24 protein-coding genes are annotated in these 25,033 nt (G+C 58.2%); 7 read left to right on the top strand and 17 right to left on the bottom strand.

Annotation, left to right across the window (positions count from 1 at the left end; translation table 11 throughout):
- Positions 1 to 152 precede the first annotated feature (152 nt).
- Positions 153 to 3,158, bottom strand: coding sequence for a TonB-dependent receptor (locus PL263_RS12515; RefSeq protein WP_278209697.1), 3,006 nt, complete (start codon positions 3,156 to 3,158; stop codon positions 153 to 155).
- A 652-nt stretch (positions 3,159 to 3,810) separates the two neighbouring features.
- On the opposite strand from PL263_RS12515, the gene PL263_RS12520 reads away from it, so the two are divergent.
- Together PL263_RS12520 and PL263_RS12525 are read left to right on the top strand one after the other, a co-directional pair.
- Complete coding sequence (locus PL263_RS12520) at positions 3,811 to 4,632, top strand: pentapeptide repeat-containing protein (RefSeq protein ID WP_278209698.1); 822 nt, start codon at positions 3,811 to 3,813, stop codon at positions 4,630 to 4,632.
- A 72-nt stretch (positions 4,633 to 4,704) separates the two neighbouring features.
- Positions 4,705 to 5,532 carry a hypothetical protein gene (locus PL263_RS12525; RefSeq protein WP_278209699.1) on the top strand — a complete coding sequence of 276 codons (828 nt, stop codon included), beginning with the start codon at positions 4,705 to 4,707 and terminating at the stop codon, positions 5,530 to 5,532.
- Positions 5,533 to 5,716: 184 nt separating this feature from the next.
- Here PL263_RS12525 and PL263_RS12530 read toward each other — a convergent pair whose 3' ends face one another.
- The 10 genes from PL263_RS12530 to PL263_RS12570 form a co-directional block, all read right to left on the bottom strand.
- Positions 5,717 to 7,246, bottom strand: coding sequence for a cryptochrome/photolyase family protein (locus PL263_RS12530; protein ID WP_278209700.1), 1,530 nt, complete (start codon positions 7,244 to 7,246; stop codon positions 5,717 to 5,719).
- Complete coding sequence (locus PL263_RS20355) at positions 7,243 to 7,392, bottom strand: DUF2256 domain-containing protein (RefSeq protein WP_347568914.1); 150 nt, start codon at positions 7,390 to 7,392, stop codon at positions 7,243 to 7,245. The genes PL263_RS12530 and PL263_RS20355 overlap by 4 nt, the downstream gene beginning before the upstream one ends.
- On the bottom strand, positions 7,392 to 8,915 hold the full coding sequence (locus PL263_RS12535; RefSeq protein WP_278209701.1) for an FAD-binding domain-containing protein: 1,524 nt from the start codon (positions 8,913 to 8,915) through the stop codon (positions 7,392 to 7,394). The genes PL263_RS20355 and PL263_RS12535 overlap by 1 nt, the downstream gene beginning before the upstream one ends.
- Before the next feature lie 3 nt (positions 8,916 to 8,918).
- A complete protein-coding gene (locus tag PL263_RS12540) occupies positions 8,919 to 9,155 on the bottom strand; it encodes a TIGR02450 family Trp-rich protein (RefSeq protein WP_256610735.1) in 237 nt (78 codons plus the stop codon).
- A 172-nt stretch (positions 9,156 to 9,327) separates the two neighbouring features.
- Positions 9,328 to 10,461, bottom strand: coding sequence for a trypsin-like peptidase domain-containing protein (locus PL263_RS12545; RefSeq protein ID WP_278209703.1), 1,134 nt, complete (start codon positions 10,459 to 10,461; stop codon positions 9,328 to 9,330).
- Positions 10,462 to 10,562: 101 nt separating this feature from the next.
- Positions 10,563 to 11,021 carry a GNAT family N-acetyltransferase gene (locus PL263_RS12550; protein ID WP_278209704.1) on the bottom strand — a complete coding sequence of 153 codons (459 nt, stop codon included), beginning with the start codon at positions 11,019 to 11,021 and terminating at the stop codon, positions 10,563 to 10,565.
- 10 nt (positions 11,022 to 11,031) lie between these two features.
- A complete protein-coding gene (locus PL263_RS12555) occupies positions 11,032 to 11,394 on the bottom strand; it encodes a cupin domain-containing protein (RefSeq protein WP_278209705.1) in 363 nt (120 codons plus the stop codon).
- Positions 11,395 to 11,400: 6 nt separating this feature from the next.
- Entirely contained in the window at positions 11,401 to 11,796 is a 396-nt protein-coding gene (locus PL263_RS12560) for a DUF1761 domain-containing protein (protein ID WP_278209706.1), read from the bottom strand.
- A gap of 108 nt (positions 11,797 to 11,904) precedes the next feature.
- On the bottom strand, positions 11,905 to 12,375 hold the full coding sequence (locus PL263_RS12565; RefSeq protein WP_278209707.1) for a hypothetical protein: 471 nt from the start codon (positions 12,373 to 12,375) through the stop codon (positions 11,905 to 11,907).
- 268 nt (positions 12,376 to 12,643) lie between these two features.
- A complete protein-coding gene (locus PL263_RS12570) occupies positions 12,644 to 12,829 on the bottom strand; it encodes a hypothetical protein (RefSeq protein WP_278209708.1) in 186 nt (61 codons plus the stop codon).
- A gap of 249 nt (positions 12,830 to 13,078) precedes the next feature.
- On the opposite strand from PL263_RS12570, the gene PL263_RS12575 reads away from it, so the two are divergent.
- Positions 13,079 to 13,342, top strand: a complete 264-nt coding sequence (locus PL263_RS12575) for a hypothetical protein (RefSeq protein WP_278209709.1) — start codon at positions 13,079 to 13,081, stop codon at positions 13,340 to 13,342.
- Positions 13,343 to 13,685: 343 nt separating this feature from the next.
- Here the strand turns inward: PL263_RS12575 and PL263_RS12580 are convergent, their stop codons facing one another.
- Positions 13,686 to 14,549: a YicC/YloC family endoribonuclease gene (locus PL263_RS12580; protein ID WP_140912099.1), complete on the bottom strand. Its 864-nt coding sequence runs from the start codon at positions 14,547 to 14,549 to the stop codon at positions 13,686 to 13,688.
- Positions 14,550 to 14,592: 43 nt separating this feature from the next.
- On the opposite strand from PL263_RS12580, the gene PL263_RS12585 reads away from it, so the two are divergent.
- The 4 genes from PL263_RS12585 to PL263_RS12600 all read left to right on the top strand — a co-directional run bounded on the left by PL263_RS12585 (position 14,593) and on the right by PL263_RS12600 (position 17,959).
- Entirely contained in the window at positions 14,593 to 15,492 is a 900-nt protein-coding gene (locus PL263_RS12585) for a serine/threonine-protein kinase (protein WP_140912098.1), read from the top strand.
- Positions 15,493 to 15,553: 61 nt separating this feature from the next.
- Positions 15,554 to 16,303 carry a ribonuclease PH gene (gene rph, locus PL263_RS12590; protein WP_140912097.1) on the top strand — a complete coding sequence of 250 codons (750 nt, stop codon included), beginning with the start codon at positions 15,554 to 15,556 and terminating at the stop codon, positions 16,301 to 16,303.
- Positions 16,304 to 16,307: 4 nt separating this feature from the next.
- Complete coding sequence (gene rdgB, locus PL263_RS12595; protein WP_140912096.1) at positions 16,308 to 16,892, top strand: RdgB/HAM1 family non-canonical purine NTP pyrophosphatase; 585 nt, start codon at positions 16,308 to 16,310, stop codon at positions 16,890 to 16,892.
- Positions 16,889 to 17,959, top strand: a complete 1,071-nt coding sequence (locus PL263_RS12600) for an aminoglycoside phosphotransferase family protein (RefSeq protein WP_278209710.1) — start codon at positions 16,889 to 16,891, stop codon at positions 17,957 to 17,959. The genes rdgB and PL263_RS12600 overlap by 4 nt, the downstream gene beginning before the upstream one ends.
- Before the next feature lie 33 nt (positions 17,960 to 17,992).
- Here PL263_RS12600 and PL263_RS12605 read toward each other — a convergent pair whose 3' ends face one another.
- The 5 genes from PL263_RS12605 to PL263_RS12625 all read right to left on the bottom strand — a co-directional run bounded on the left by PL263_RS12605 (position 17,993) and on the right by PL263_RS12625 (position 25,028).
- Positions 17,993 to 19,552, bottom strand: coding sequence for a SulP family inorganic anion transporter (locus tag PL263_RS12605; RefSeq protein ID WP_278209711.1), 1,560 nt, complete (start codon positions 19,550 to 19,552; stop codon positions 17,993 to 17,995).
- A 35-nt stretch (positions 19,553 to 19,587) separates the two neighbouring features.
- Complete coding sequence (gene can / locus PL263_RS12610; protein ID WP_140912093.1) at positions 19,588 to 20,220, bottom strand: carbonate dehydratase; 633 nt, start codon at positions 20,218 to 20,220, stop codon at positions 19,588 to 19,590.
- Between the two features lie 149 nt (positions 20,221 to 20,369).
- Positions 20,370 to 21,932, bottom strand: a complete 1,563-nt coding sequence (locus PL263_RS12615) for an NADH-quinone oxidoreductase subunit M (RefSeq protein WP_278209712.1) — start codon at positions 21,930 to 21,932, stop codon at positions 20,370 to 20,372.
- Positions 21,925 to 23,460: an NADH-quinone oxidoreductase subunit M gene (locus PL263_RS12620; RefSeq protein WP_140912091.1), complete on the bottom strand. Its 1,536-nt coding sequence runs from the start codon at positions 23,458 to 23,460 to the stop codon at positions 21,925 to 21,927. The genes PL263_RS12615 and PL263_RS12620 overlap by 8 nt, the downstream gene beginning before the upstream one ends.
- Positions 23,457 to 25,028 carry a proton-conducting transporter membrane subunit gene (locus PL263_RS12625; RefSeq protein ID WP_278209713.1) on the bottom strand — a complete coding sequence of 524 codons (1,572 nt, stop codon included), beginning with the start codon at positions 25,026 to 25,028 and terminating at the stop codon, positions 23,457 to 23,459. Before PL263_RS12625 ends, PL263_RS12620 begins: the two co-directional genes overlap by 4 nt.
- Positions 25,029 to 25,033 lie beyond the last annotated feature (5 nt).

Below are 25,033 nucleotides of genomic sequence, written 5' to 3' on the forward strand. Positions count from 1 at the left end.
TCCGGCGCCGCGCTTCCCCCTCCCCAGAGAGGGTATTTGCAGGTGAATATTTCACAAACGGCAAAATGTGCTACGGCCGGGTTTCCGCGCCGTCAGCCTTTCACCGTTTGGGGGATAAGCCAATCTGGGGGTAAGACTTGGCTTGTTGCGGTTTAGAACGACATCTCGATTCCGACCCAATACGCTCTGGGCGCACCGGGCCCGATGAAGGTACTGCTCAGCCAATCCCTGGAGTTGTAATTCCAGCCACTCGGACCGATGGCACCGCGCTCCGACGGCGAAAACGGATTGGTACCCAGCCGCCCGGCCGTCGCATATTGCCGATCGAACAAATTATTGATCATGCCGAACACTTTGACCGTCTTACTGACTTGGTATTGGGTTTTCAAATTAAAGATGGCAAAGCCGGAGACGCTGCCGGCATCTTTGTATTGGCGGCCTCTGACCAGAATCGAATTACCCAGTTGGTCGGTGGTGTAGTAATAGTGGTAGGCGCCCTGCTGATGGTCGTTGTTTTCATTACCGCGCACGAAGGAGGCGGTGTGCGCCACCATGTTGATGCCGAACTGCCATTGCTCGGTTACATGAAAATTCAGCGAAGCGTTGATGTTGTGCAACGGTACGCCGGGCATACGGTCGCCGGGATTTACTTCGATCATGTCCTGCAAGGCCACAATCGGCCTCCCGGTCGAATCGTACAATTGCTGCCCGAAGTCGGCATTGACGTCGCGCTGAGCGGCGCTGCTGTTGTGCGGACTCAGCATGAACAGATGCGATTGGAAGGTAGCGTCGGTATAGCCGTAGTTCAGCGAGAAATCGACGATGCCGGCCTTGCCGGAAAAACCGAACTCGATCCCCTGCCGCCGGGTCTCGCCGATGGTGTCGAAAAAGCTGCGATCGGCGGTAATGCCGACCAGATAAATGTCGTTGCTGACGTCGGTGCGGTAGACGCCGGCATTCCAATTCCAATCGCCGAAGACTTTGCCACGCACCCCAAATTCGTAAGAACTCGCGAAAATCTGCGGCAGAAACGGATCGCCGGACAAGGCGGTCGGCAAGGTGCAGGAGCCGCCGATTGTCGCCAAACTTTTCGGTATTGATTGCGAGTTGGGGTCGCCCGGATCTTGCGGCACCATGGTGCCGTCGTAGGCACAGCCCAGTTCCACAGTGGACGGGGTCCGCGTGCCCCGGCTCCAGTTAAAGAACGGATTCAAGTCCTTGTATGGTACGTCCTGGTTTTTGAACGGCAGATAACTAAAGCCGGCCGACGGGTTGAACGAGGTGTAGTCGAAGCTTTCCGAAGTTGGGGTTTCGCTATATTGGCCCAGGCCGTAGTAAGGGTTTTGCGAGTTATAAACGTCATTTAACCAGCGCTCGTCGTTGTAGTTGGGCGTATCCCCACACGAGGCCAGATCGCTGCCGTTGCACAAAATGACCGTCGGCCGGTATTGATTGAGGTCTTTGATATCGCTCAAACTTTCGAAACCGGCACGGGTACGGGCCCGCATCCGGTTTTTGACGTTGGTGCGATTGAAGCGACCGGAAACGCTCAGGTGTAGATTATCCACCGGCGAAAACGTCTCGCTGAAATAGCCGCTGAGGGTGCGGGAAACGCCGCTGAAGGAGTTGTTGTTGATGTCCTGCTGGCTGGCGGTGTATATCGGATCGATGTTGGCCGGGTCCAGATACACCCGGTGACTGGCGTCGATCAAACCAAGGCGCTGGCTGGTGTCGAAATCGGTCGAGGCATAATCGATGGAGCCGCCGAACATGAATTTATGCCGCTTGTTGTTCCAGTTCAATTGCAGCGAGGCGCCGTCGGTGATCTGGCCGATGTCGGTTTTGCTCAATACCCCGATCGGAGTTCCAGGAATGTAGCCGGCGGGCGAATAAATCGGATTGGGATCGATCGGATCGGTGTTGTTAACCGCCGCACCGTTGCGCGGGCCGGACACCCTCTCGTAACGCACGGTGCTGCAGCCGGTACTTAAATTCAAAGGATCCAACGGAAACAGATTATTGCTTTCCTCCACCGTCAAGTTCTTTTTGTTTATGCTCGTCGGATCCAGGGTACTGGTGCCGGTAAACGGATCGTAGATAAAAATGCCGTAATCGATAATGCCGTCGTGATTGGCATCCTGGTAGCGGCACACCGGCTCTCCGGTCAAAGTGCCGTTCGCTTGCACCACTTGATCCTTTCCCGGTCCGTCGACGCTCATGTCGGAAAATCCTTCGTAAATATCGCCGGCAACCGATTTACGGTTGCTGTCGCGGCGGTAAATTTGCCCGGTGACACTCCACTCGTCGTTCAAAAACAGTTCGCCGCCCAAGGTGTATTGCTGGAGCTGATTTTGGGTGCTGTCCGGCGAAGTAAACACCGAGGCCGGATCCTGCCGGTACAAATCGGTCGGAATCAAGCCGTTTCCCAACAGGTTGTTGCCCACCACCAAGGTGCTGAAACGCAGATTGTAATTTTCGCCGCGCACATCGAAACGAGCGAAACCCTGGTTGACCTGGGACGGCGAATTGTCCCGCCAGCCTTCTTCGTCGAATCCGGTAAAGGACACGAAAGCGGCGACGGTACCGTTGTTCCAGCCGGCGGTCAGCTCGCCTTTCTTCCGATCCCACGATCCGCCGGTAAACCGCAAGTTGACACCGCTATCGTCAAAACCGTTTTTGGTGCGTAGCGACAAGGCGCCGCCCAGCGTATTCAATCCGAACAACGGATTGGAACCCGGAAATACGTCCATGCTGGACAAGGCGTTCATCGGGATCAAATCCCAATTGACGATATCGCCGAAGGGTTCGTTCACCCTGACACCGTCAATAAATACCGACAGGCCTTGCGGCGTACCCAATTGCGGCGACGCCGAAAAACCGCGGTAGCTGATATCCATCTGGAACGGGTTGCCCTGGTAATCGTTGACGTTAACCGATTGCAAATGGCTGTTCATCAAGTCGCCCATGCTGGTGGCCAGGGATTCCTTGATGTCTTTGGCGGAGATCGACTGAATGTTGCCGGCGATTTGCTCTTTGTCCAGTTGCAAACCTTCGAGCGGGCTGATCTTAGCGGTGGGTTTGCCTTCGACGATGACACTATCCAATTCATTGGCTTCGACTTCGCGCTCTGCCGCCGGACATTGGCGGACACCAAACATCAGGACCAGCGCTAGGAGCGACCAAGAGAACGTAGTTCGGCATCCGCAGACTGAGTGCGGTGAATAGCGATCGGAAAGCGACAACATGGGAAAGGTCAGTGGTTGGTAAGTTGGCCTCGTGCGAGGATGGCTCTAACGAAAACTGCGCGATTCTAATCGGCAACCTCTTCGAGGGATACAGGAAAAATTCCTTATATTTCAATAATTTTTTAGGATTTTTTCCTGCGCTTTATGCAGCAATATGCCTGCTAGAATGAAAAACAGGTCTCGGTAGCGAAGACCGAATTCTTCGACTCGTCAGCACGCTTATGAATATTTACAAGACGGTGTTATCCGGCGCCGGTATCGCTGCGGTAGCCATGATTTTCGGCGGCGCCCTGCAATGGTCGACCGGCGACCAGCACTCGCTCGCTACCCCTAAGCTCTTGATTGGCAATGGTGAAAAGCCGACTCGGCCACAACAAAACGCCGCAACGGCCAATGCATCGAGCAATGCCGACTTGGCATTGGCCGATACCGACCCGACACCCCTATCGCCTAACGAGCCAAATCCGGCTCCCGCGGGAAAATTACCTGGTGTGTTTCGCGGCGACTGGGGGAAACCCCGATCTATGCCGCCAATGACCGGGTCAACTACGCCGGCTCGGCCTATTTGAGCCTACAAGCCGAGAATCAAAACCAAGTGCCGGACAGCAGCCCTAACTACTGGCGCTGGTTAAAGACCTACAAGGCCGCCGACCTGGAAACTTGCCGAACCGCCAAGGCCGGCGATGATCTGACCCGTTGCGACTTTAGCGAGAACACGAGCCTAAAGGATCGAAATTTAGCCGGCGCCGTGCTGTTCAAAGCCCGTTTGGGCGGCGAATTGGGCCGCGCTGATTTGAGCGGCGCCGATTTATCCGGCGCGGCAGTGATCGGTTCGCTGGTTATCGGCGCCGAAACCCGGGTGGCCGGCGCCAATCTGTCCAGCTTGCAATCCGACGGCAACAACCCGCTGATCGCCGAATCGGCCAATCTGCAACAAACCAACTTCAGCCAAGCCAATTTGTCCGGCGCCAAACTGGCCGGCGCCGACATGTCCCAGGCGCAATTGGCCCACGCCACCATGACCGGCGCGGAACTCAGCGGCACCCAATTGGCGAACGCCGACATGCGTAACAGCAACCTCAGCTACGCCAATTTAGCCGGCGCCGCACTGACCGACACCCGGTTGCGGGAAGCTAATCTGTCCGACGCCAATTTAAACGATGCCTTACTTGCCGATGCCGATCTGCAACAGGCCAACTTAGCGGGGGCGGAGCTTGGCGGCAGCGATCTATCCGGCGCGGATTTGCGCGGCGCCGACCTCTCGGCGGCCAAAGGCAGCGAACGGGCCGTTATCGATAGCCGCACCCAATTTCTGTCCGCCATCTGTCCGGATGGCGTGACGGTCGACGGAACCCAGGTAACCACCTGCGTTGGACACGGCTTCTAGCCGCAATGCTCAAGGACGAGCAAACCCTCCTCAATAGCAACGACACACAATTTATCGAACTAAGGAGAAACCATGAAACACACATCACTTGCGGCAGCAATGCTCGCCGCCTTTGCCGTCTCCGGATCGGCCATGGCCACCGGCCTGATAACGCTACCGGCCACCGGCTTTGCCGTCCCCGGCGGCACTTCGGCCTACGCGACCTGCAACCTGACCGGCGACTTCGGCTCTTTGGAGTCGACTCCGCCAACGTTTTCGCCCAACGGCGGCGCCAACAACACCTGCGCGGTGCCCAGCAATAATCCGCCGGTCAGCGGCTATTCTCTGGTCGTCAGCACCCCGCGCAATATCCGCATCAACAACATCACCATCGGTACCGTAACCGACCAAGTCTGGCGTAACGCCGCCGGGACCAGTTGCGTTTACGCCGCTAAAATCCGCCTGAACAACGTCGACTACAACCCGTCGTCAGCCGGCACCCAGTATTTCGAAGTCAACGATTTCAAGCGCGCCGGCTTTCGCAATCGCGGCCCGGTTTCCGCCGGCTACAATTTCGTCACCCGCGGCGGCTCGGCATCGGATGAAGTCTTATTCCGCGTCGGCTTGACCTCTACCTCGGTCGCCCACGTCGCCGGCAGCACGGTAGCGCAACCCTTGACCTCGGTCGCCCCCATCAGCGACAACTGGGTGGACTTTACCTCGGACGTCAATTTCATGGACCCGGACGGCTCGTCGATGCGTGATTCGTCTTGGTTTTACGTGCAAAGCGGCTGTACTTCGGCAACGCCGACCGCCGTGACCGGCGCGTTGCGCTTCCGTCAAACCGGGCAGGAAGGCCAACCCGTTGTGGAAATCAGCGTGGACGGTTACGCGCCGGCCGGCGCCAATACCAATCAATAATTAACCAATTCTCCGGAATCGATCGGACGCTTCGTCCAACAGTAAACCGGCGCAACCGCGCGAGCAGCAGAAGCTTGCGGTTGCCCCGGCACCTTAAGCTCAGGCAACTCAAATCAAATAGCTGCGGTTGGACCGGAGCCGCGAATATTCAGATCATCTGTAAGCCCTTGCGGCGAAACCCCATTCAAAGCCCGGACAGATCCGTCAACACTGCCTGCGCCCGGCAAACCAGCGCATCGCGTTCGGTTGCGGCAAAACGGTCCAGGTTGCGATAGACCATGCTCAGGCGAGGATTGCGCTGTAACTGGTCGCGGTGGCGGATGAAAAAATGCCAGTACAGCGCGTTGAATGGACAAGCGCGCTCGCCGCTGCGGGTCTTTTTATCGTAGCGGCAGCCCTTGCAATAATCGCTCATCCGGTCGATGTAAGCCGCGCTGGAGACGTAAGGCTTGGTGGCTAGCAAGCCGCCGTCGGCGAATTGGCTCATGCCCAACGTGTTGGGCAGTTCCACCCATTCGAAGGCGTCGATATAGACCCCCAGATACCAGCGATGCACGGCCTCGGGCGCCAAGCCGGCCAGCAGCGCGAAATTGCCGATCACCATCAGCCGCTGGATATGGTGGGCATAAGCGTATTGCAACGACTGACCGATGCAGGCCGCCAGGCAATTCATCTGGGTTTCGCCGGTCCAGAACCAGGACGGCAGCGGCCGGGTGTGGCCGAAATGATTGAGTTGCGCATAATTCGGCATCTTGGCCCAGTACACGCCGCGCACATATTCGCGCCAGCCGATGATTTGCCTGATGAAACCTTCGACGGCCGCCAGCGGCGCTTGGCCCTGGCGATAGGCGGCTTCGGCTCGCTCGACCACTTCGCGCGGGCTGAGCATTTTAGTGTTCAACGCAAACGACAGCAGCGAATGAAACAGCCGCCAGCTGCGCCGGCTCATCGCGTCCTGAAAATCGCCGAACTGGGCCAAGCCGTCGCTGATAAAAGCGTCGAGCTGCTGTAACGCTTCCGCCCGATTCAGCGGCCAGCGAAAGTCTTCGGCGTCGGCCGCGCCGAAACTGCTGATGCCGGCAGCGACGATGTCTTGCCACAGCGTAGTATGGTCATGCCGCGGCCGGTTGTCGTAAGTCACCGCCGGCACGCCGGGCCAGGCCTTGCGGTTGTCATGGTCGAAATTCCATTGCCCGCCCAGCGGCCATTGCCTGTCGTCGAGCAATACGCCGTGTTTGACCCGCATCCGCCGATAGAATTTTTCCAGCAACCAATGCGGCTGTTCGCCGAAGCATTGGGCGGCGGCGTCGCGCTCGGTGTAGAAATGTTCACTGTCGCAGGCCCGGCTGGCGATAGCCAAGTTTTGGCAGTACTCCCGCAACTGCCGATCCAGCCGCCATTCGTCGGGTAACTGGTATTCGAAACGCTGCGCTTGAAAGCGTTCGATCAAGCAATCCAGATTGGCGGTCAGCGCTTGCCGGTTGTCGGCATCGTCGATTTTCAGGTAGTGCACGCGATGGCCTCGAGCGGTCAATTGCCCGGCAAAGTCGCGCATCGCCGCAAAAATGCCGATGATTTTTTGGGCATGGTGCAGCACGTAATCGGTTTCCTGACGGATTTCCATCAGCGTATAGACCACGTTCGGGTCGCTATCGACCAACCAGCTATGCAGAGGATTGAGCTGGTCGCCCAGGATCAGGCGCAATGTAGTCATGGCGCGGTTACCGCAGGCCGTTGCCGGCGGCAGCGTTCCGAGCAATATTTCACGGCATCCCAGTCTTTTGCCCATTTCTTGCGCCAGGCAAACCGCCGGTTACAGACCGGGCAGACTTTCGACGGCAGCGAAGCCTTGCGATGCATCAAAATTCCAATTCGGTTTGCATCCAGCCGCTGGCGGCTCGAGCTTTTCGACGCGGCGCCGGCCGCTGGCGCGAACCGTGTTTGGCGACGATGGCGGCCTTGGCGGCTTTGACTTCGGCCTTGCCACGCACGGCATAAAGTCTGGCTTTGGCTTGCCGGGTGGCGATTTCCAGATCGACCGGCGGTTCGGCAATATCGACGCCGACCTTGACCCCGCATTGCTGTTGCAGTCTGGCCGGCATCCGCCACGGTTCCAACAGCCATGCCTGCGGCACCCGCCGCATGGCCGGCAGCCAATGCCGAACGAAGTGGCCGTGCGGGTCGTGGTCGCGAGCTTGTTTGATCGGGTTATAGACCCGGGTGGCGTTGATGCCGGTGGTGCCCGCCTGCATTTGCATTTGGCTCCAGTGAATGCCCGGCTCGTAATCCAGAAACTGCCGGGCCAGCCAATGGCCGACCGGCTGCCAGTGCAGCCACAGCGGATAGCTGGCCACCGAAACCAGCATGGCCCGCATCCGGAAATTCAGCCAGCCGGTCTGCTTCAACATCGCCACGCAGGCGTCGACCAGCGGCCAGCCGGTGCGGCCGTCGATCAGGGCTTGAAAATGATACGGATTCCAATCGGCTTCGCGCAGACCGTCGTAGCCGCGATGCATATTTCTGAATTCCAGCTCCGGCTCGCTTTCCAGTTTCTGGATGAAATGGCAATGCCAGTAAAGACGGCTGACGAAAGCCGTCAGACCGGCCCGGCGCGGGTCGCCTTGCGGCAAGGCAGCGATCTGGCGGCGGCTGGCTTGCACTACTTCCCGCAAGCTCAGACAACCGAAGGCCAGATACGGCGACAGCCGCGAGCAGGCGCTTGGAGCCGATAATGGCGAGGAGATGCCGCCGCGATATCCGCGGCTGCGTTCGAACAGAAAATCGCGCAAGGTTTCGATACCTTGGCGGCGACCGCCTGGTTGGCGCTGCGGCGGATCAGGTTGAGTTAGACCCAAGGTCTGCGGTTCAGGCAACGTCATTGGTAACTCCGGTTGCAGCCATTGGACGTTTGTCGGTGCCTCAAGACAGTTTGCGGCCATCAGTTTTTCCCACTCGGCCTGCCACAGATCGCGATCCTGCAGGCGGCGCACGACGCCGAATTGGGGATATTCGTGCCAGGGCAAATGCCGAGTCCGGCACCAGCGCTGCACGGCCAAGTCGCGCTGAAAGCTGAGCCAGTTGCCGGTTTCCTGATGCGAGTACAAGGCCGCGAATGGCGCCTGCCGCCACAGCCGTTCCAGCACATCGACCGCTTCGCCGATTTCGACCCGCAAGCCGCCACCGCGTTTGCGTAGCGCCAAATCCAGGTCTAACAGACTTTCCCGCAGAAAAAGGTAGTGCTGGCTTGCCGCATCGGCCGCGGCCCACAGGCTGGGCTCGATGATGTACAGGCACTGCACCGGGCCATGGCGGCAAGCTTGCCACAGCGGCGCGTGGTCGTGCAGGCGCAGGTCGCGCTTGAACCAGACCAGGTTGTAACTCATCGCTCAATGCCAGCCCTGACGCCAGGTGGCGGTGTCCTGCAAGGCCCGCCACGGCAGCAGTTGGATGCGCTTACTGTGCACCGCTTCCAGTTCGATCAACTCCAGCGGTAGCGTCGGATCGTCGGGCCATAGCACTTTACTGACAATAAAGTGTTTTTCCCGGTTTTGCGGCGCAACTGCGGTCCATTTGCTGAGCAGCAATTTACGCGGATTGAGTTTGGGCGGTTTGGTTGGGGTCATGGCTGGCGAGATGCGGGCGTTTAGTCTGCGAGCTTACCAGTCGATCCGGATTTGGCGAGACTTTGCAGCCAAGGTGCGAATCGAATGCGCAACGGGGCTCCCGCGTTCGCGGGAGCGACGGTGGGGTTCGATCATTTACAGCTTGGTAGTTATAACCAACTACCAAGCCCAATCAATTCCCCGGCTGCAAGGTTACTTCGACTTCGCGGGTCTGGCCGTTGTTGACCAGTTGTACTTTGACGACATCGCCGATTTTCTGTTCGTCCAGGCGGGCGAACAATTTGGACAAGGAGTCTACCGGCTTGCCGTTGATCGCGACGATGATGTCGCCGGGGATGACGCCGTTCGACGCGAGTTCGACGCCGCGCAAGCCTGCCTTATCCGCCGCCGAACCGGGTTGCACCCGCAACACCGCGACGCCGGCCGTGCCGGTCAAAGTGGCCAGCCGTTCGTTCATTTGTTGATCGATTTCGATGCCCAGGGCCGGACGAATGTATTTGCCCTGTTTGATCAATTCCGGCACCACCCGCATCACCGTATCCACCGGCACCGCGAAACCGATGCCGGCCGAGGCGCCGCTGGGGCTATAAATTGCGGTATTGATGCCGATCAGGCGGCCGGCGGAATCCAGCAACGGACCGCCGGAATTGCCGGGATTAATCGCCGCGTCGGTTTGAATCAAATGCTCGACGGCCGGACCTTCCTGGCCGCCCAACGAGCGGTCCAAAGCCGATACCAGACCGCTGGTCAAGGTCCAGTCCAGACCGAACGGGTTGCCGATCGCGAACACTTTTTGCCCGACCTTCAAATCGCTGCTGGTACCGATAGGCACCGGCGGCGGCCGTTTGAAGCCGACACCGATCTTCAACACGGCGATGTCGTGCACCTGGCTGGCGCCGACCAGCGCGGCTTTGTAGTCGCGGCCGTCGGCCAGTTTGACGGTGGCTTCGTTGGCGCCGGCGATGACGTGGAAGTTGGTCACCACGTGGCCGGCTTCGTCCCAGATAAAGCCGGAGCCGGTACCCTTGGGTACCGAAAATACGTTACGGGTCCAGGCGTCGCGCACCAGCGCGGCGGTGCTGATGTACACCACCGAATCGCGGGATTTTTCGAATAGCTCGATCGTGCTTTTCTCGTCGGCCGCCAAATCGCCGCGCGCCGCCACGGTTCGGATCGATGCCGGTTCCGGTGCCGAAAGTCCTGGGCGCCAATTCCAAACGGCTAGTAGTACGGCGGCGACTGCGCCAACCGCGAGCACGCGCTTGACGAAGGGATCGGCAGAATGGGTTTGCTTGGGATCGTTCATGGCGGCCTCCGGCTATTGGGTTCTGATGCCGGCGACATGGTAGCGCGTTTAGCGATTTTCAAGCGCAGACTACCTAAAAGCGGCAGCACAACGCCTGAGGTTTAGGCGTCCCACTGCAATCGGAAACACGCCTCGTCTTCAGCGTATTGGCGAAAACCCAATTTGGTATAGAACGGCAGGACGGGGTTGGCTTTGATGACATTGAGCCTGACCGGCAATGCCTTTTGCCTGGCTACTTGCTGAATGTGAGTCAGGATTTTTCGGCCGAGTCCTTGGCGTCGATATTCCGGCTCGAGCATGATCATCGCCAGCCGGAGATGGTCGCTACATTCGTTCAACACGAACCCGCCGATACGGTGTTCGCCCAGCCAAATGACCTGCCAATCGCTGGGCTTAAGGTTTTGGTTAAAACCGCTTTTTTGAAAGTCTTCGTCCCAACCCCAGGTCGCCTCGACGCAGTCTCGCATCGATTGACGGTAGAGATCGAACAGCCATTCGGCATCGGCCGGGAGGCCATCGCTCAATAGCAAGTCTTTTATGTATTCGAGAGATTCGGACATGTGGTTATCGTCAGACCCGATTCGGAAACGAAACTTCCAGCACCACGCAGCCAAGGTCGGTTTTGAACGGACCGTGCAATTCACCGGGCGGTCGGCTGGCGTAGTGGCCGGCTTCCAGCCACAGGTCAAAAGCAGCGTCGTACAATCGGCCGCTGACAATGAACACTTCTTCCGGGTAGTCGTGGGTCTTGCCGCCGAATTCGGCGGTGTCGGCCCCCGGCAGGAAGCGGGTCAGGCGGGTATATTCGCCGGCTTCCGGATCGATGCTCAGCGTCAATTGTTCCGCCAGGCCTTCCAGACCGGGAATCGGCTGCCAGCCGTCCTGCTTGGCGGGTAATAAGGGATTCCAATAAGTGCAAGTCGTTTTCGGCATGATCGGTTAGGCCAATTCGTACAAAATTGCGGCGCATAAGGTCAATCCCAGCCAGTGGTAACCGCCGACCACCAGTGCGTACAGCCCCGGTTTCGGCATGTTCGGCGAGATGGCATTGACTGCGGTAAGCGCGGCGCCGTAGCCGGCACCGATCACAAACCCGATTTTTAACGCATCCGTCAACGATGCCGGCCGGATTATATCGAACAGGATTGCAGTGGCAAAAGCCGCAATCAGGCAGCCCAGCCATGGCCCCAGGTAGTAGATCGCCGGCGGCCGCCAGCGTTGCGGACGGCAAAAGCCGACCGCCCGGTCCCAGTATTTGCCGAACAGCGGCGTAAACCAAAGCCCGCCCAACATGAAGTAGGCGGTTCCGGCAATTAACGTGGCAGACAATGTCATACGCAAGCTATCTGGGGTGGGCGGTCAAGCGTCGCAACATGTCCATATTGAACGGAAGCAACCGGGCGAAAGCATGCCGACTTGCGTCGGCATGGCAATATTGGGTTATCAATAATAGACCACAGACGCCGAGCAACTCAGGTCGATGTATCGGGACGCATTGACCACGCCTTTGGGCGGTTCGCCGGTAAACGGCGTGGCAACCCGGGTCAGGATCAACTGGCTGACGAAATGCTGCGGAGCGTCAGCCAAGTTGATTTGCGGAATCACCACGGAGGCGTGGTCGATACGCAAATCAGGAATGTGTTCCAGCGTGACCTCCCACAGCTCGCCGATCAGGGTGGATTCGACCGTGATGTCGGCCTCTTTGAAGGAATAGTTCTTTTTACCCAGGTCCAGATTGAGTATGGTCGCCGCCGGGAAAATGCCGACTTCCGCCTTGCTGCCTATGCTCAGAGTCAGGTTGGCGCCGCGGCCGGAACATTCGTAAAAATTAGGTTGCTGTACGGCATGCGCAGCACTGGTCAGGCCGCCCGATAGCAACGCGCCGACGATCATCGATGTGTGTTTCAGTTTCATACTCTACTCCAAAGACTAACGATGAAAATATAAGGCCGCCATTCATGGCGATCCTGTTGTTGCCGAGTGTAATCGCTAGATTCTAGCGAATTTACTCAGTTCTTTTACGATAACCGCAAATCCCTGCCGCCAACACCCTACAGACTTAGGGGGCAGGACCTAGCGCGGATTCAGCTGCACCGTTGTTGTCAGCTTCAGAAACGACCGCACCGCCGAAGCCAAGGCGCGGTGGCAAGGTCTTTTCACGACGGCAACCCGGTGCCAAAATTTAAAAAGGGTCCGGACGATCTTCGTTACCTAATACCGCCCGAACCAGAAAGTGCGGCGCGGCCCGGTCACCGTCCACCGCATCGCGCAATGCCAAAAGATGAGCTTGGTCTTCACCCGCTAAACCGCCGGCAGCCAACGCATCGCCGCGGCGAACGACCTGGCGAAATATGCGATGCCAATACACCTCACGGTCCAGCCACCAAAAACCTTGAATTCGCGGAAATCAGGGTTGAAACGTCGAGACCGGCGCTTCGCCAGTCTCCGTTTCGGTCGATAGCAAGATTAACCGGGATACGCTAACGTTTCGCCCTACCTGCGGGGGGTGTTTTTCAAATAATTGGTAGGCTAGACGCCGATTGCCGAGGAACTAAATGCCAAGCGCGAAGGTCGGGATTACGCCCGAAACCGCTGTAATGACTCAGAGGTGACTGATATGAAAAACAACAACACACTAAGAACAGCGGGGTTGACCGTTTTATGCGGACTATGGCTGATGCCGGCTTGGGCCGAACACAGCGAACATACGGTAGCGAAAACCCAGGCCCCACCGGTAGAAGAAGTCGAATACGAGTTCTACGATTACCACGCCGGCATCACCTACCCCGGCACCTTGCAAAATTATCTATTTCGCCATTCGGAAAAAACCCAGCCGCCGGGCGAGCGAGCATATCCGGAGCTGGAATACCATGACCGTTAACGGTTGACCGCCCCGATCAAGCGCGGCTGAATTTGAGCCGCTTCCCAATCCGGCAGCAGGAGGCTGATGAAATATTTGTTTGATCCCCTTCTCGCGGCGGTTTCGGGTACCGATCGCGCGAAGCGACCCACAATCCCGCCGCTTGGGCGTCTCAATGATTGGAAAAGTTCAAGCGGGACAATGACATTTGGCCTTGAACGGGCGGCCGGTTGCTGCAGAGAGAACGCTGTTGCCTGTCGATTAAACCGAACGGGTAGCAAGCGTGGGACACTTGAGGACACAAAAAAGCCCAGATTGACTGGGCTTTATGGTCTGGCTGGATTGGTTTAGACAGCCTGAAACATCATTCAATGTTCTGGATTTGCTCGCGCATCTGCTCGATCAGCACTTTCAAATCGATCGAGATCTGGGTCATTTCCCGGTCGGCGGATTTGGAGCCGAGGGTGTTAGCTTCCCGGTTCATTTCCTGCATCAAAAAATCCAGGCGCCGGCCGGTGGGTTCTGGTTGTTTTAACGCGCGCTGCACTTCCAGGACGTGAGTTTCCAGCCGGTCCAATTCCTCGGCCACATCGAACTTTTGTGCCAGCAGCACCAGCTCCTGCTCCAGCCGGTCGAAATTGGGCTCGGCAACCATTTCCTGGACTCTGGCCGTCAATTTATTGCGTAAGTTGTTCAATACCTCGGGCATCCGTTTATGCGCCGCTTCGACCAACACCAACACCTTCTGGCAGCGGTCTTCCAGCAATTGTGCCAGTTGCGCCCCCTCTCGAACCCGAGTCTCCAGCATTTTGTCCAGAGTTTCCTCCAGCAGTTGAACGATTTTGTCGTGCAGCGCGTCCTTGTCGGTCTCCTGCTCTTGCTGAACACCGGGAAAAGCCAACACATCGAGCGCGGAAAAAGCTTGCGGCTTGCTCATTTCGGCTTCGATAACGGCGGTAGCCGCCAACAGACGCCGCACGTTTTCCCGATTCACATTGAAGCTGGCTTCGCCGGTCTGTTTCTTGTAACTCAATGCACATTCGATTTTGCCGCGTTTCAGCTTTTCGGCTATCAAGCGGCGAACGTCGGCTTCGGCAAATCGCAAGCGCTCGGGCAATTTGACGCTGACGTCGCTGTAACGGTGGTTAACCGAACGCAATTCGCACAAGATAGTCAGGTTGTCGGCGCTCATTTCGCCGTCCGCGAACGCGGTCATGCTTCTAATCATTTTTCACCTATAATCTTCACGCTTTACCCGCGCAGCTTTCCTTATGGCCGAATATTACGATCCGGAAACCTACCCGAAACAATGGAACTACCTGCAATCGGGAACCATTATAGATCAGTACATGATCGAGCGGGAATTGGCGCACGGCGGCTTCAGTTCAGTCTATCTGGCCCGGCAAATGTCCGACCAGACGCAGGTGGCGATCAAGGAATACTTGCCGCGCAAGCTGGCGCACCGTACCTGGAATAACCTGGTGGCGCCGAATAGCGAAGAAGCCAAGGCGTTATTCATGCGCGGCCGGGCGCTGTTTTTCGAGGAAGCCAAAGTTCTGGCGATGCTGAAGCACCACAACATCGTCGACGTGATCAACTTCTTCCAAGCCAACGATACCGTGTATATGGTCATGACCTACGACTACGGCGTCACCCTGGATAAAATCCTACACCGCAAAAGCCTGCCGATTACCGAAGAATTCCTGTTGACGGTATTCCCATTGTTGCTGAACGGTATCGACGCAGTTCATCAAAAAGGCTTGGTGCATCTGGATATCAAGCCCGCCAACATTCTGATCCGCGCCGAAAACGATCCGCTGCTGCTGGATTTCGGCGCGATCCGCAAAATCACGCTGGACCCGCAGCGCAACCGGGCCAAAGTGCTGACCAACGGGTATTCGCCGATCGAACAATACGACAGTAACGGCAATCTCGGCCCCTGGTCCGACATTTATGCCGTCGGTGCCAGCATGCGCGCCTGCCTGGACTACAAAATCCCGATACCGTCGCCGGACCGCGCCAAGCAGGACAATTTGCCGCCGGCCGTCAAAGCCCACAAGCGCCGCTTCCCGGAATATCTGTTAAAAGCGATCGATTGGGCCATGGCGATTTTCCCGGAAAACCGGCCGCAAACCGTAGCCGAATTGCAGCAGGCGCTGAGCCCCCAATAGTTAAAAATCGGCCCGGCAAAGCCAGTATAATGCCGCAACTTTTGATACAGCCGAGAACAATATGAGACCAAGCGGACGCAATCCGGACCAATTACGCGAAATTCGTTTTACCTGCCATTACACCAAACACGCCGAAGGCTCGGTGTTGGTGGAATTCGGCGACACCCGGGTCTTATGCACCGCCAGCGTCGACAATAGCGTCCCTCGTTTCCTAAAAGGCAAAGGCGAGGGTTGGGTCACCGCCGAATACGGTATGCTGCCGCGCTCGACCCACAGCCGGATGGACCGCGAAGCCGGCCGCGGCAAACAGGGCGGCAGAACCCTGGAAATCCAGCGCCTGATCGGCCGCTCCCTGCGCGCCGCGATCGACTTGAAGGCGCTGGGCGAAAATACCATCACCATCGATTGCGACGTGATTCAAGCCGACGGCGGCACCCGCACCGCGTCAATCACCGGCGGTTTCGTTGCCTTGTCGATTGCGATCGACCACCTGCTGAAAACCCACAAAATCAAGAAAAACCCGCTGCACGGCCAAGTCGCTTCGGTATCGGTGGGCATTTACAACGGGGTACCGGTGTTGGACCTGGACTATGCCGAAGACCACCAGGCCGAGACCGACATGAACGTGGTCATGAACGAAGCCGGCCACTTCATCGAAGTCCAGGGTACGGCCGAAGGCCATGCCTTCAGAAAGGACGAACTGAATGCGATGCTGGAACTGGCGGAACACGGCATCAAACAATTGCTGGAAAAACAACAAGCGGCGTTGGAAGAGGCGAAGAAACCCGCGCCGAAACCGATCGCATTCTAAGCCGATGAGTTCGATCGTACTGGCCAGCGGCAATCCGGGCAAAATTCGGGAAATCCAGGCCATTCTGCAAAGCGACAAGATTCTGCCGCAATCGCAATTCAACGTCGCCGAACCCGAGGAAACCGGCTCCACCTTCATCGAAAACGCGATCATCAAGGCCCGCAATGCCGCCGCGCATTGCCGGCTGCCGGCGATTGCCGACGATTCCGGCATTGTTGTCGACGCACTGAACGGCGCGCCCGGCGTGATTTCCGCCCGCTATGCCGGCATCGGCGCCGACGACCGAGCCAATCTGGAGAAACTGCTGGCGGAAATGCGCGATGTGCCGGACGCCTTGCGCAGCGCCCGCTTTATTTGCGTGATGGTTTACCTGCGCCACGCTGCGGACCCGACTCCGCTGATCGCCCAGGGCGTCTGGGAAGGCAAGATCCTGCCTGCTGCGGTCGGCGAGAACGGCTTCGGCTACGATCCGATTTTCTGGCTGGACCAATTCCAATGCTCCTCGGCGCAACTGCCGCCGGAAACCAAAAATGCGGTGAGCCACCGCGGCCAGGCCTTACGCGCACTGGCCCGGCAGTTAAATCCGTGAACCGGCTGGAACCGATTGCCCGCCGCTTCGCCGGCGGCCGGACCATCCACGCGATCAGGCCGCTCGGTAGCGGCCTGATCAACGATACCTTCCTGGTCGAAGCTGATGGCGACAACTTCGTCTTGCAAGCCATCAACGACCGGGTGTTTCCGCATCCGGAACTTATCGCTGAAAATCTAACCGCATTGAACCGCCACCTCGGCCGACAAACCGCAGTCGAGGTTCGTTTACGCATCCCCCGACTGCTGCCGGCTGCAGACGACGCGCAAATTCGCGACCGCGACAGCGGCCGGGTCTGGCGGGCACTGGAATGGATCACGCCATCCGAAAGCCGGGAACGGCTCGCCAATCTCACCGAAGCCGGCGAAGTCGGCGCCGCACTCGGCCATTTTCATAGCTTGTGCAGCACCCTGGCCGCCGAAACCCTGCACGACACCCTGCCCGGCTTCCACATCACCCCCGAATATTTTCGCCAGTATCAGGCGGCGTTGGCTCAAGCACCGCAAGAGCCGAGCGATCCCGACTTTGCAAGCTGCCGCCGTTTCATCGCCGATTTCGGCGCAGGCATCCATGAGCTGGAACAGGCCAGACTACGCGGCGAATTGGTGGATCGAGTGATACACGGCGATCCGAAATTGAACAACTTTCTGTTCGAGCCGGACAGCGACCGGATTATCGGTTTGGTCGATCTGGATACCGTGAAACCCGGTCTGGTGCATTACGACATCGGCGACTGCCTGCGCTCCTGTTGCCAGATTCCGGACACCAACGGCTTCGATCTGCAGCGTTGCAGTGCGGTTCTCGAGCATTATCTGGCCGAGGCCGGCCGTTTTTTTACAGAAGCGGATTACCGTTACCTGTATCCGGCGATCCGCCTGATCCCGTTCGAACTGGGTTTGCGCTTCTTCACCGATTATTTGCAGGGTAACCGCTACTTCAAAGTGGACGACGCCGGCCAAAATCTGCGCCGGGCGCTGGCCCAATTCGAGCTGGTGCGAGATATCGAACGCCAACGCGGCGCGATACAGGAATTGATAGCAAAATTGACTCCGACAACCGCTAGCTAACGCCGCCCGCCCCGACACGGGCGGGCTGCCGCATCAATGGCCGGCAGACGGCGTAATGTCTTCCAGCGGGATGCCTTGAATCTCGACTTGAATGCCCCGGTCCGGCGCCGCTAACATGAAATCGCCTATCGTCTCTAAGATGTCCAGATCGACGAATTGCGCCTTGTAACCGTCGATCAGCAGTTCGCAATCATTTGGGACCTCCTGCAGGCATTTGCGCAATAGGGCCTTATTCAAAAACGATACATCCTTATGCAAGCGCAGCAGGTAATGCTGGCCGTGCTGAGTCAAGGTAATCGCCGCGTGAAAATTGGCGCGTAGCACGAAGAAAAATCCGCAGCCCATGCCTATCGCAATGCCCACCAGCAGATCGGTTAACAAAATCGCGGCGACGGTAATCACAAACGGCAGGAATTGGTTCCAGCCCTTACGGTAAAACTCGACGAACATGGCCGGTTTGGCCAATTTGTAACCGGTTTGCAGCAAAATCGCCGCCAGACAGGCCAGCGGAATCATGTTCAGGTACTTGGCGAAAAACAGCACGCTGACCATCAACAGCAGACCGTGGAAGAAGCAGGACAGCCGGGTCTGACCGCCGGCGTTGATATTGGCCGAACTGCGCACGATCACGGCCGTAATCGGCAAACCGCCGATCATCCCGCTGACCATATTGCCCAAGCCCTGCGCCTTCAGCTCGCGGTTGGTCGGCGCCACCCGTTTGTGCGGATCCAGCTTATCGACCGCCTCGATACTCAACAGCGTTTCCAGGCTGGCGATGATGGCAATGGTTACGGCAATCGAATAAATTTTCGGATTGCCGAAATAGCTGAAGTCCGGCAACCGCAACTGGTTGACAAAATTGGCGGTAGTGCCCAACTCCGGCAACGACACCAAGTGCTTATCGCCGATCGCCAATTCCGGAAAGTATTGCAGCGCCACGGCATTGAAACCGACCCCCCAAATCACAGCCAACAACGGCCCCGGCACGAGCTTCAAACCCTTGAAGCGTTTGATAAGCGCGCTGTCCCAAACGATCAGGATCAACAACGCGACCACGCTAACCAGAGTCACACCGGGCGTAATGCCCTCCAACGCCTCCGACAATTCGAAAAAACTCGATTCGGCGGTCTCTTGCATATAGCTTTCGTCGCCTTCGGGACTGGTGTCGTAACCAGTGGCGTGCGGTGTCTGTTTGATGATCAAAATCAGACCGATTGCCGCCAGCATGCCTTTGATCACCGCCGCCGGAAAAAACGCGCCGATGACACCGGCTTTCAAGAAGCCCAATACAATCTGCAGGCCGCCGGCCAGTACCACGCTCAATAGGAAGCCGCCGAAGCCGCCTAAGGTTTCGATGGCTTCGAAGACGATCACGGTCAGCCCGGCCGCCGGACCGGACACGCTCAGTTGCGAGCCGCTAGCCCAGGACACCAGCAAGCCGCCGACCAATCCGGCGATGATCCCGGAAAACAGCGGTGCACCGGAGGCCAGGGCCACCCCCAGGCAGAGCGGTAACGCCACCAAAAAAACCACGATGCCGGCCGGCAGATCCTGGTGCAAATGTTTCAGGTAATCACTCAAATGCGTTGTCATTGGTTTCAATCCGTCGTTAATAGTGGGCAGGCCGCTTAATCCGCATAGCGGTAAATCGGATTGATTTGGGTGTTATGGTCGAGCTTGATCAATTCCTGGATCAAACCGTCGTTCAGCCCGTATACCCAACCGTGCAAGGTGGGCTTGTGGCCGTGGCGCCAGGCGGATTGGATGATCGAGGTATGCGCCAGCCGGTAAACCTGTTCGACGATGTTCAGCTCGATCATGCGGTTCACTTTGTCTTCGGGCGACACCGTTTCCAATTCTTCCTCGTGCAAACGGTAGACATCCTTGATGTGCATCAGCCATTTGTTGGTGATCACCAATTCGGATTTTTGCGGCTGCAATGCCGCCTTGACGCCGCCGCAACCGTAATGGCCGCAGACGATCACGTGTTTGACTTTCAAGACGTTGACCGCATATTGCAAAACGCTCAGGCAATTGAAGTCGGTAACGATGACTTGGTTGGCAATATTGCGATGGACGAATATTTCGCCGGGTTGCGCATTGACGATGGTCTCGGCCGGCACCCGGCTGTCGGAACAACCGATCCACAAAAAATCCGGCTTTTGCTCTTTGGCCAACTGACTGAAAAAATCCGGATCTTTGCTACTGATTTCTTCGGACCAAGCTTTGTTTTCTAATAATAATTTCGCGGGAGTGTGCATATTTATCGTCCTTTTAGGGGTAATCCCAGTGGCGTAACGTATTTTTGAGCTCCCGGCCTGAAACTGCCGGGCTTGGGTCAATATTATATCGATTCGAAACTATATGCCAATCAATTTTCCGGGCCGGTCCAAGCCTTCGCCGCCAGCTTTCAAATCGAGTCGGCCGCATCCGCAGTGGCGGCTCGTGCCGGCGCCAGCCCGGAAACCGCTCGCACCGCTTCCGCTTCGGCCACGGCCTGCTGCCGCATCAACAAGCTGCTTTCCGGCCAGACCAATACGCTTTTTGGACTGAGTCCGACCAGCAACACCAGCACGGCCGGGACCAACAACAGCAAAAGCTCGCGCCGGGTCAAATCCGGGCAGTTGCGAGCCGTAGCGTTAGTCGGCCCGAACAAGGCTTTCCTGACGAAACCGAGCATGTAGGCGGCACTCAACACGGCGCCGAACAAAGCCACCATCGCCAGCGCCGGATAAGCCTGCAAGGTGCCGATCAGAACCAGCAATTCCGCCGGAAAACCGTTGGTACCCGGTACACCCAGACTAGCCAGCGTAAACAGGAAGAACAAACAAGCCAGACGCGGCGCCGGTTTGGCCAAGCCGCCCAGATGCACCAGCTCGCAACTGCCCAAGCGCTGTTGCAGCATGCCGGCCATCAGCATCAGGCTGCCGGCGACCACGCTGAAATTAAGCAACTGCAACAACGCCCCTTGCTGTCCCTGATAATTGAATGCCGCCAAGCCCATCAGCACCAAGCCGACGTGACTGATACTGGAATAGGCCAGCAACCGGCGTAAGTTGGTTTGCTGCAACGCGATCAGGGCGGCGTATACCAAGGTAACGGCGCCGACGATCGCCACTAGCCAGCGATGCTCCAGCGCCGCTTGCGGCGCCAACGGCAAGGCAAAGCGGAGAATGCCGTACAAGCCCAGCTTCAACCCGACCAGCAAGGCCGTGAGAAACGCCGGTCCTTCCATCGCCATGGTCTGCAGCCAGGTATGAAACGGTACCAGCGGCGCTTTCACCGCGAAACCGAGCATCAGCAAAAAAAACACCAGTTCCTGCGTCGCGGCATCCATCGGCGTGTTCAGTAACACCGGCAAACTGAAGGCCAGACCGCCCGGCACGTCGCCGCCGGTGAAATGGGCGTGGTTCAAGGCCAGCGTCGCGATCGCGAACAATAGCGGCACGCCGCCGAACAGCATGTACAAAGTGTATTTCAGCGCAGCCTGGCGCCGTTCGGCACCGATCCCCCATAAACCGGCCAGGAAGAAAATCGGCGGCAGCGTCAACTCCCAAAACAGGAAAAACAGCGCCATATCCAGTGCGACGAACACGCCGATGGTGGCACTCTCCAAGATCAGCACCAGCGCCAACTGAAATCGGTGCAGCCGGGCTGCCGCATTCCAGCCGGCCAATAGCGCCATCAAGGTCAACAAGGCCGTCATCGGCAGGAACAACAGCGAGATACCGTCCACTCCGACCGCGTAATAGGCGTTCAGGCTGGGTATCCACAAATGGTGTTCCTGCCATTGATAGCCGCCATCGCTCGGATCAAAGCCGAAGACGACGCCCAAGGTCAACAGCAGCTCGACGCCCGCTACGGCCAAGGCCAGCCGCTTCGCCCGGCCGCCATCGCGGACGCAGGCTAGCGCCAATGCGCCGAGCAAGGGCCAGAGCAGGCATAGCGTCAGCAGCGGCAAAGCCTCATTCATGGTGGGTCTCGTTGATATGGTGGCTGTGGTGGGCCGGATAATGCTCGCCGATTTCCCGCGCCTCCTGGTCGATGTATTTCAGCCACGGCGTCGTATAAAACCCGGTACCGATCAACAAGCCGCACACCGTCACGGCGATGATGCGTTCCTTCAATACCGGATGGTGAACGCTGCCGTAAGGCTGCACGAAGCGTTTCGGGTGAGCGATGAACAGACGTTGAAACGCCCACAACAAGAATGCCGCCCCCAACACGTTGCCCAACAGAATTGCGATCGCGATCCACCAGCCGTGTTCTTCGATGGTACCCTCGATCAACAAATGAGCGGCGTCGAATCCCGGCGTGCCCGGCATCACCATCGTACTCAGCGCCGAGATCAGAAACAGCAAAGCCAAGGTCGAATTGGTCTCGAACAGCCCGCCCAGGCGCGGCAGGAACGAAGTCCGGGTCCGTTCGTAAATCAGGCCGATGCAGAACAGCATGCCGGCGGTAGCCAAGCCGTAAGCCACCGACAACAAAATGCTGCCCTCCAGCGCGAAATCGTTGAACGAAAACACGCCGATCGCCAGCATGCCGGTATGGCTGATCACCGCGAACGCGATCAAACGCCGCATGTTGATTTGCATCAAGGCCAGCAAGGCCCCGTAAAAAATCCCGATCAAACCCAGCGTGACGACGAAATGGGTCCATTGCTCGGCGGCACCCGGCGTCAGCGGCAAGATGAAGCGGATCAGCGCATAGATGCCCAGCTTCAGCCCGTGCAGAAAAATCGCCGCGCTGGCTGCGGTACCGTGCTCGCCCAAGACCGGCAACCAGGCGTGGAACGGAAACAGCGGCATCCGCACCGCAAAACCAAAAAACAGCAGCAGAAAGATCAAGGTTTCGTTCGGAATCGCCAGATTATGGTGTTTCAGCGCCAGCCAATCGAAACTCAAATCCATACCGTTGCCGGCCAGCCCGAAACTCAGCAACAGAAAGCCGGCCAGACTCATCGCCAGACCGGACAACCAATATTGCAGCAAGGTTTTGACGGCCTGGTTGCGCAAGCGGCCGGTACCGGCAACCATCGTCAGCAAGGCCACCGGCACCAGTTCCAACAAGCTCCAGCACCAGAATTGCAGCGTGTTCAGCGCCGCAAATGCCCCGATCAGGATGCCTTGGTAAGCCAGCAGACAGGCGACGAATAAACGGTCGTTGCGGTGGCGGGTGATCAGGGTGTAGACCAGCGCCAGCGCACCCAACACCGCCGTCAACGGAATAAACAGGATATTGGTGCCGTCAACGCCGACCCGGTAACCCAGGCCGTCGATTTTCTCGGCCAGATGGATGCCGGGCGCTTCGGCATCGAACACCCACAGCAGGTAAATGCTCAACAACACGTTCGCCACCGCGCCGGTCAACGCGGTCGGCCACAGCCGCCAGCTTTTCAAACCCAACACCGCGCCGCAGGTCAGAAGCGGCAGCGCGGTCAATACGCTCAGCACCGGAAACGCCGCAGCCGCCTGCCAGTAAACGATATCGGTCGTCATCGGTACCCCAAAGCTACCATCAACGTAATCAACACGAACAGCGCCAGATAACGGGCACGCAACAACAACTGTTCAAACCGGTTCGCCGCCTGCCCCAGCCGGCGCCCGACCCGAATCGACTCGCCGCCGATGCCGCGCAAGATGAAATGGTATTCAAACCAGTTCAGCAAGCCCGAAGTCCATTGCGCCAACTTGCCGGCCAGGCCGCTGCCCTGGGCAAAGCTGTCTTCGGCACTGCTCAGATTGGCGCCCATCTTTTGCTCTTCCCGCTGCGCCAACGACGACATTGCCCTGATCGCCGGTGCCGGCGAGCCCATCAACGGGTCCAGAATCCGCTCTTCGATGTAACGGGCATCCTTGGCCAGTTGCAGGATTGGCTTCACTAACAGCCAATCCACCGCCGGCTCCAGCCAACCACGCTGCAACGAAGCCAGAAAGGCCCAGCGGCAGTCGGCGAGCGCCGCCGGCACCGGTTCGAGCGGCCGGCCATGGGTGTTATGCAAAATCGACGGTGTGGTCAGAAACAGATAGCAACGCACCACGGCATGCGCCGCCAAATGCCAGGCGGCCAAGGTCCACCAGCCTAAGCCGCATTCGAGGAACATCAAGCCCAGTTGTACCGATGCGGCGAAGATTTGCGAGCTTTTGATGTCGGTCTGGCTCAAGCCTACCCAATAACCGTAAATGGCGGTCATCGCCCCGATCGCCGCCAGCAAGGCCATCGCCGCCGGCGCCTGCTCGAATAAGGGTCGCAGTTGCAGGGTCAGGAATACCCCGGCATGCACCATTGCGCCGCCGTAAAAGATCGCGCTGGACGGGGTCGGACCTTCCATCGCCCGCGCCAGCCAGGGCGAAAACGGAATCTGCGCCGATTTGGCGAAGGCGGCGACGGCAAAGCTCAAGGCCAGCAAGGTAGCGTCGCCGCGGTCCAGGTCGGCCGCGCCGGTATTCAAGGTTTGCCAGTCGGCAGATTCCAGCCAGGCCAGCATCAAGCCGATGCCCAGCAAAAAGCCGCCGTCGCCGACCCGGTTGGTGATAAACACGCGGGTGGCATTATGCGCCGCCACCGGCCGCTCGTAGGCGTAGGCGATCAGCAGATAAGAACAGACCCCGGCGATTTCCCAACCGACAAAGGTGAACACCGCGTTGCCGGACAACACCAACAACAGCATTGCCGCGGCAAACAGGCTCAGAATAAAGAAGAAGCGATGAAAGCCCGGCTCGCGGTGCAGATAATTGCGGGAAAAGCGGGCCACGGCCAGCAACAGCGACCCGAATAAGGCCGCCAACGCCATACTCAGGCCGCCCGCCTGCAACGAAAAGCCTATCGCCAACTTGCCGCTGGCCAGCCAACTACCGTAGACCTGCAACCCACTCGGGCTGCCGGCCAGCTCCAGCCCGAGCAAACCCAGCGCCAGCGCAGCCGCCAAGCCGATCGCCCAGGCCGCCAGCCGGGCGCTGAGCTTTTCGCCGGCTTCGCCGCGCAGCAGATTAAAAAAATGCAGGCCGCCAATCGATAAGGCGGCAAGCAGCGGTAACAACGGAATCAAAAATGCGTATCCGGCCATAGTCG

It is taken from the genome of Methylomonas sp. EFPC3, from assembly GCF_029643245.1.
Taxonomy (GTDB): domain Bacteria; phylum Pseudomonadota; class Gammaproteobacteria; order Methylococcales; family Methylomonadaceae; genus Methylomonas; species Methylomonas koyamae_B.

What these genes read in the sequence shown, in the direction of transcription:
- PL263_RS12545 (WP_278209703.1), bottom strand. Translation starts at nt 10,461, where the DNA reads ATGAACGATCCCAAGCAAACCCATTCTGCCGATCCCTTCGTCAAGCGC.
- PL263_RS12615 (WP_278209712.1), bottom strand. Translation starts at nt 21,932, where the DNA reads ATGAATGAGGCTTTGCCGCTGCTGACGCTATGCCTGCTCTGGCCCTTG.
- PL263_RS12525 (WP_278209699.1), top strand. Translation starts at nt 4,705, where the DNA reads ATGAAACACACATCACTTGCGGCAGCAATGCTCGCCGCCTTTGCCGTC.
- PL263_RS12535 (WP_278209701.1), bottom strand. Translation starts at nt 8,915, where the DNA reads ATGAGTTACAACCTGGTCTGGTTCAAGCGCGACCTGCGCCTGCACGAC.
- PL263_RS12620 (WP_140912091.1), bottom strand. Translation starts at nt 23,460, where the DNA reads ATGACGACCGATATCGTTTACTGGCAGGCGGCTGCGGCGTTTCCGGTG.
- PL263_RS12585 (WP_140912098.1), top strand. Translation starts at nt 14,593, where the DNA reads ATGGCCGAATATTACGATCCGGAAACCTACCCGAAACAATGGAACTAC.
- PL263_RS12560 (WP_278209706.1), bottom strand. Translation starts at nt 11,796, where the DNA reads ATGACATTGTCTGCCACGTTAATTGCCGGAACCGCCTACTTCATGTTG.
- PL263_RS12580 (WP_140912099.1), bottom strand. Translation starts at nt 14,549, where the DNA reads ATGATTAGAAGCATGACCGCGTTCGCGGACGGCGAAATGAGCGCCGAC.
- PL263_RS12540 (WP_256610735.1), bottom strand. Translation starts at nt 9,155, where the DNA reads ATGACCCCAACCAAACCGCCCAAACTCAATCCGCGTAAATTGCTGCTC.
- PL263_RS12515 (WP_278209697.1), bottom strand. Translation starts at nt 3,158, where the DNA reads ATGTTTGGTGTCCGCCAATGTCCGGCGGCAGAGCGCGAAGTCGAAGCC.
- rdgB (WP_140912096.1), top strand. Translation starts at nt 16,308, where the DNA reads ATGAGTTCGATCGTACTGGCCAGCGGCAATCCGGGCAAAATTCGGGAA.
- PL263_RS12530 (WP_278209700.1), bottom strand. Translation starts at nt 7,246, where the DNA reads ATGACTACATTGCGCCTGATCCTGGGCGACCAGCTCAATCCTCTGCAT.
- PL263_RS12605 (WP_278209711.1), bottom strand. Translation starts at nt 19,552, where the DNA reads ATGACAACGCATTTGAGTGATTACCTGAAACATTTGCACCAGGATCTG.
- PL263_RS12575 (WP_278209709.1), top strand. Translation starts at nt 13,079, where the DNA reads ATGAAAAACAACAACACACTAAGAACAGCGGGGTTGACCGTTTTATGC.
- PL263_RS12565 (WP_278209707.1), bottom strand. Translation starts at nt 12,375, where the DNA reads ATGAAACTGAAACACACATCGATGATCGTCGGCGCGTTGCTATCGGGC.
- PL263_RS12625 (WP_278209713.1), bottom strand. Translation starts at nt 25,028, where the DNA reads ATGGCCGGATACGCATTTTTGATTCCGTTGTTACCGCTGCTTGCCGCC.
- rph (WP_140912097.1), top strand. Translation starts at nt 15,554, where the DNA reads ATGAGACCAAGCGGACGCAATCCGGACCAATTACGCGAAATTCGTTTT.
- PL263_RS12555 (WP_278209705.1), bottom strand. Translation starts at nt 11,394, where the DNA reads ATGCCGAAAACGACTTGCACTTATTGGAATCCCTTATTACCCGCCAAG.
- PL263_RS12550 (WP_278209704.1), bottom strand. Translation starts at nt 11,021, where the DNA reads ATGTCCGAATCTCTCGAATACATAAAAGACTTGCTATTGAGCGATGGC.
- PL263_RS20355 (WP_347568914.1), bottom strand. Translation starts at nt 7,392, where the DNA reads ATGCATCGCAAGGCTTCGCTGCCGTCGAAAGTCTGCCCGGTCTGTAAC.
- can (WP_140912093.1), bottom strand. Translation starts at nt 20,220, where the DNA reads ATGCACACTCCCGCGAAATTATTATTAGAAAACAAAGCTTGGTCCGAA.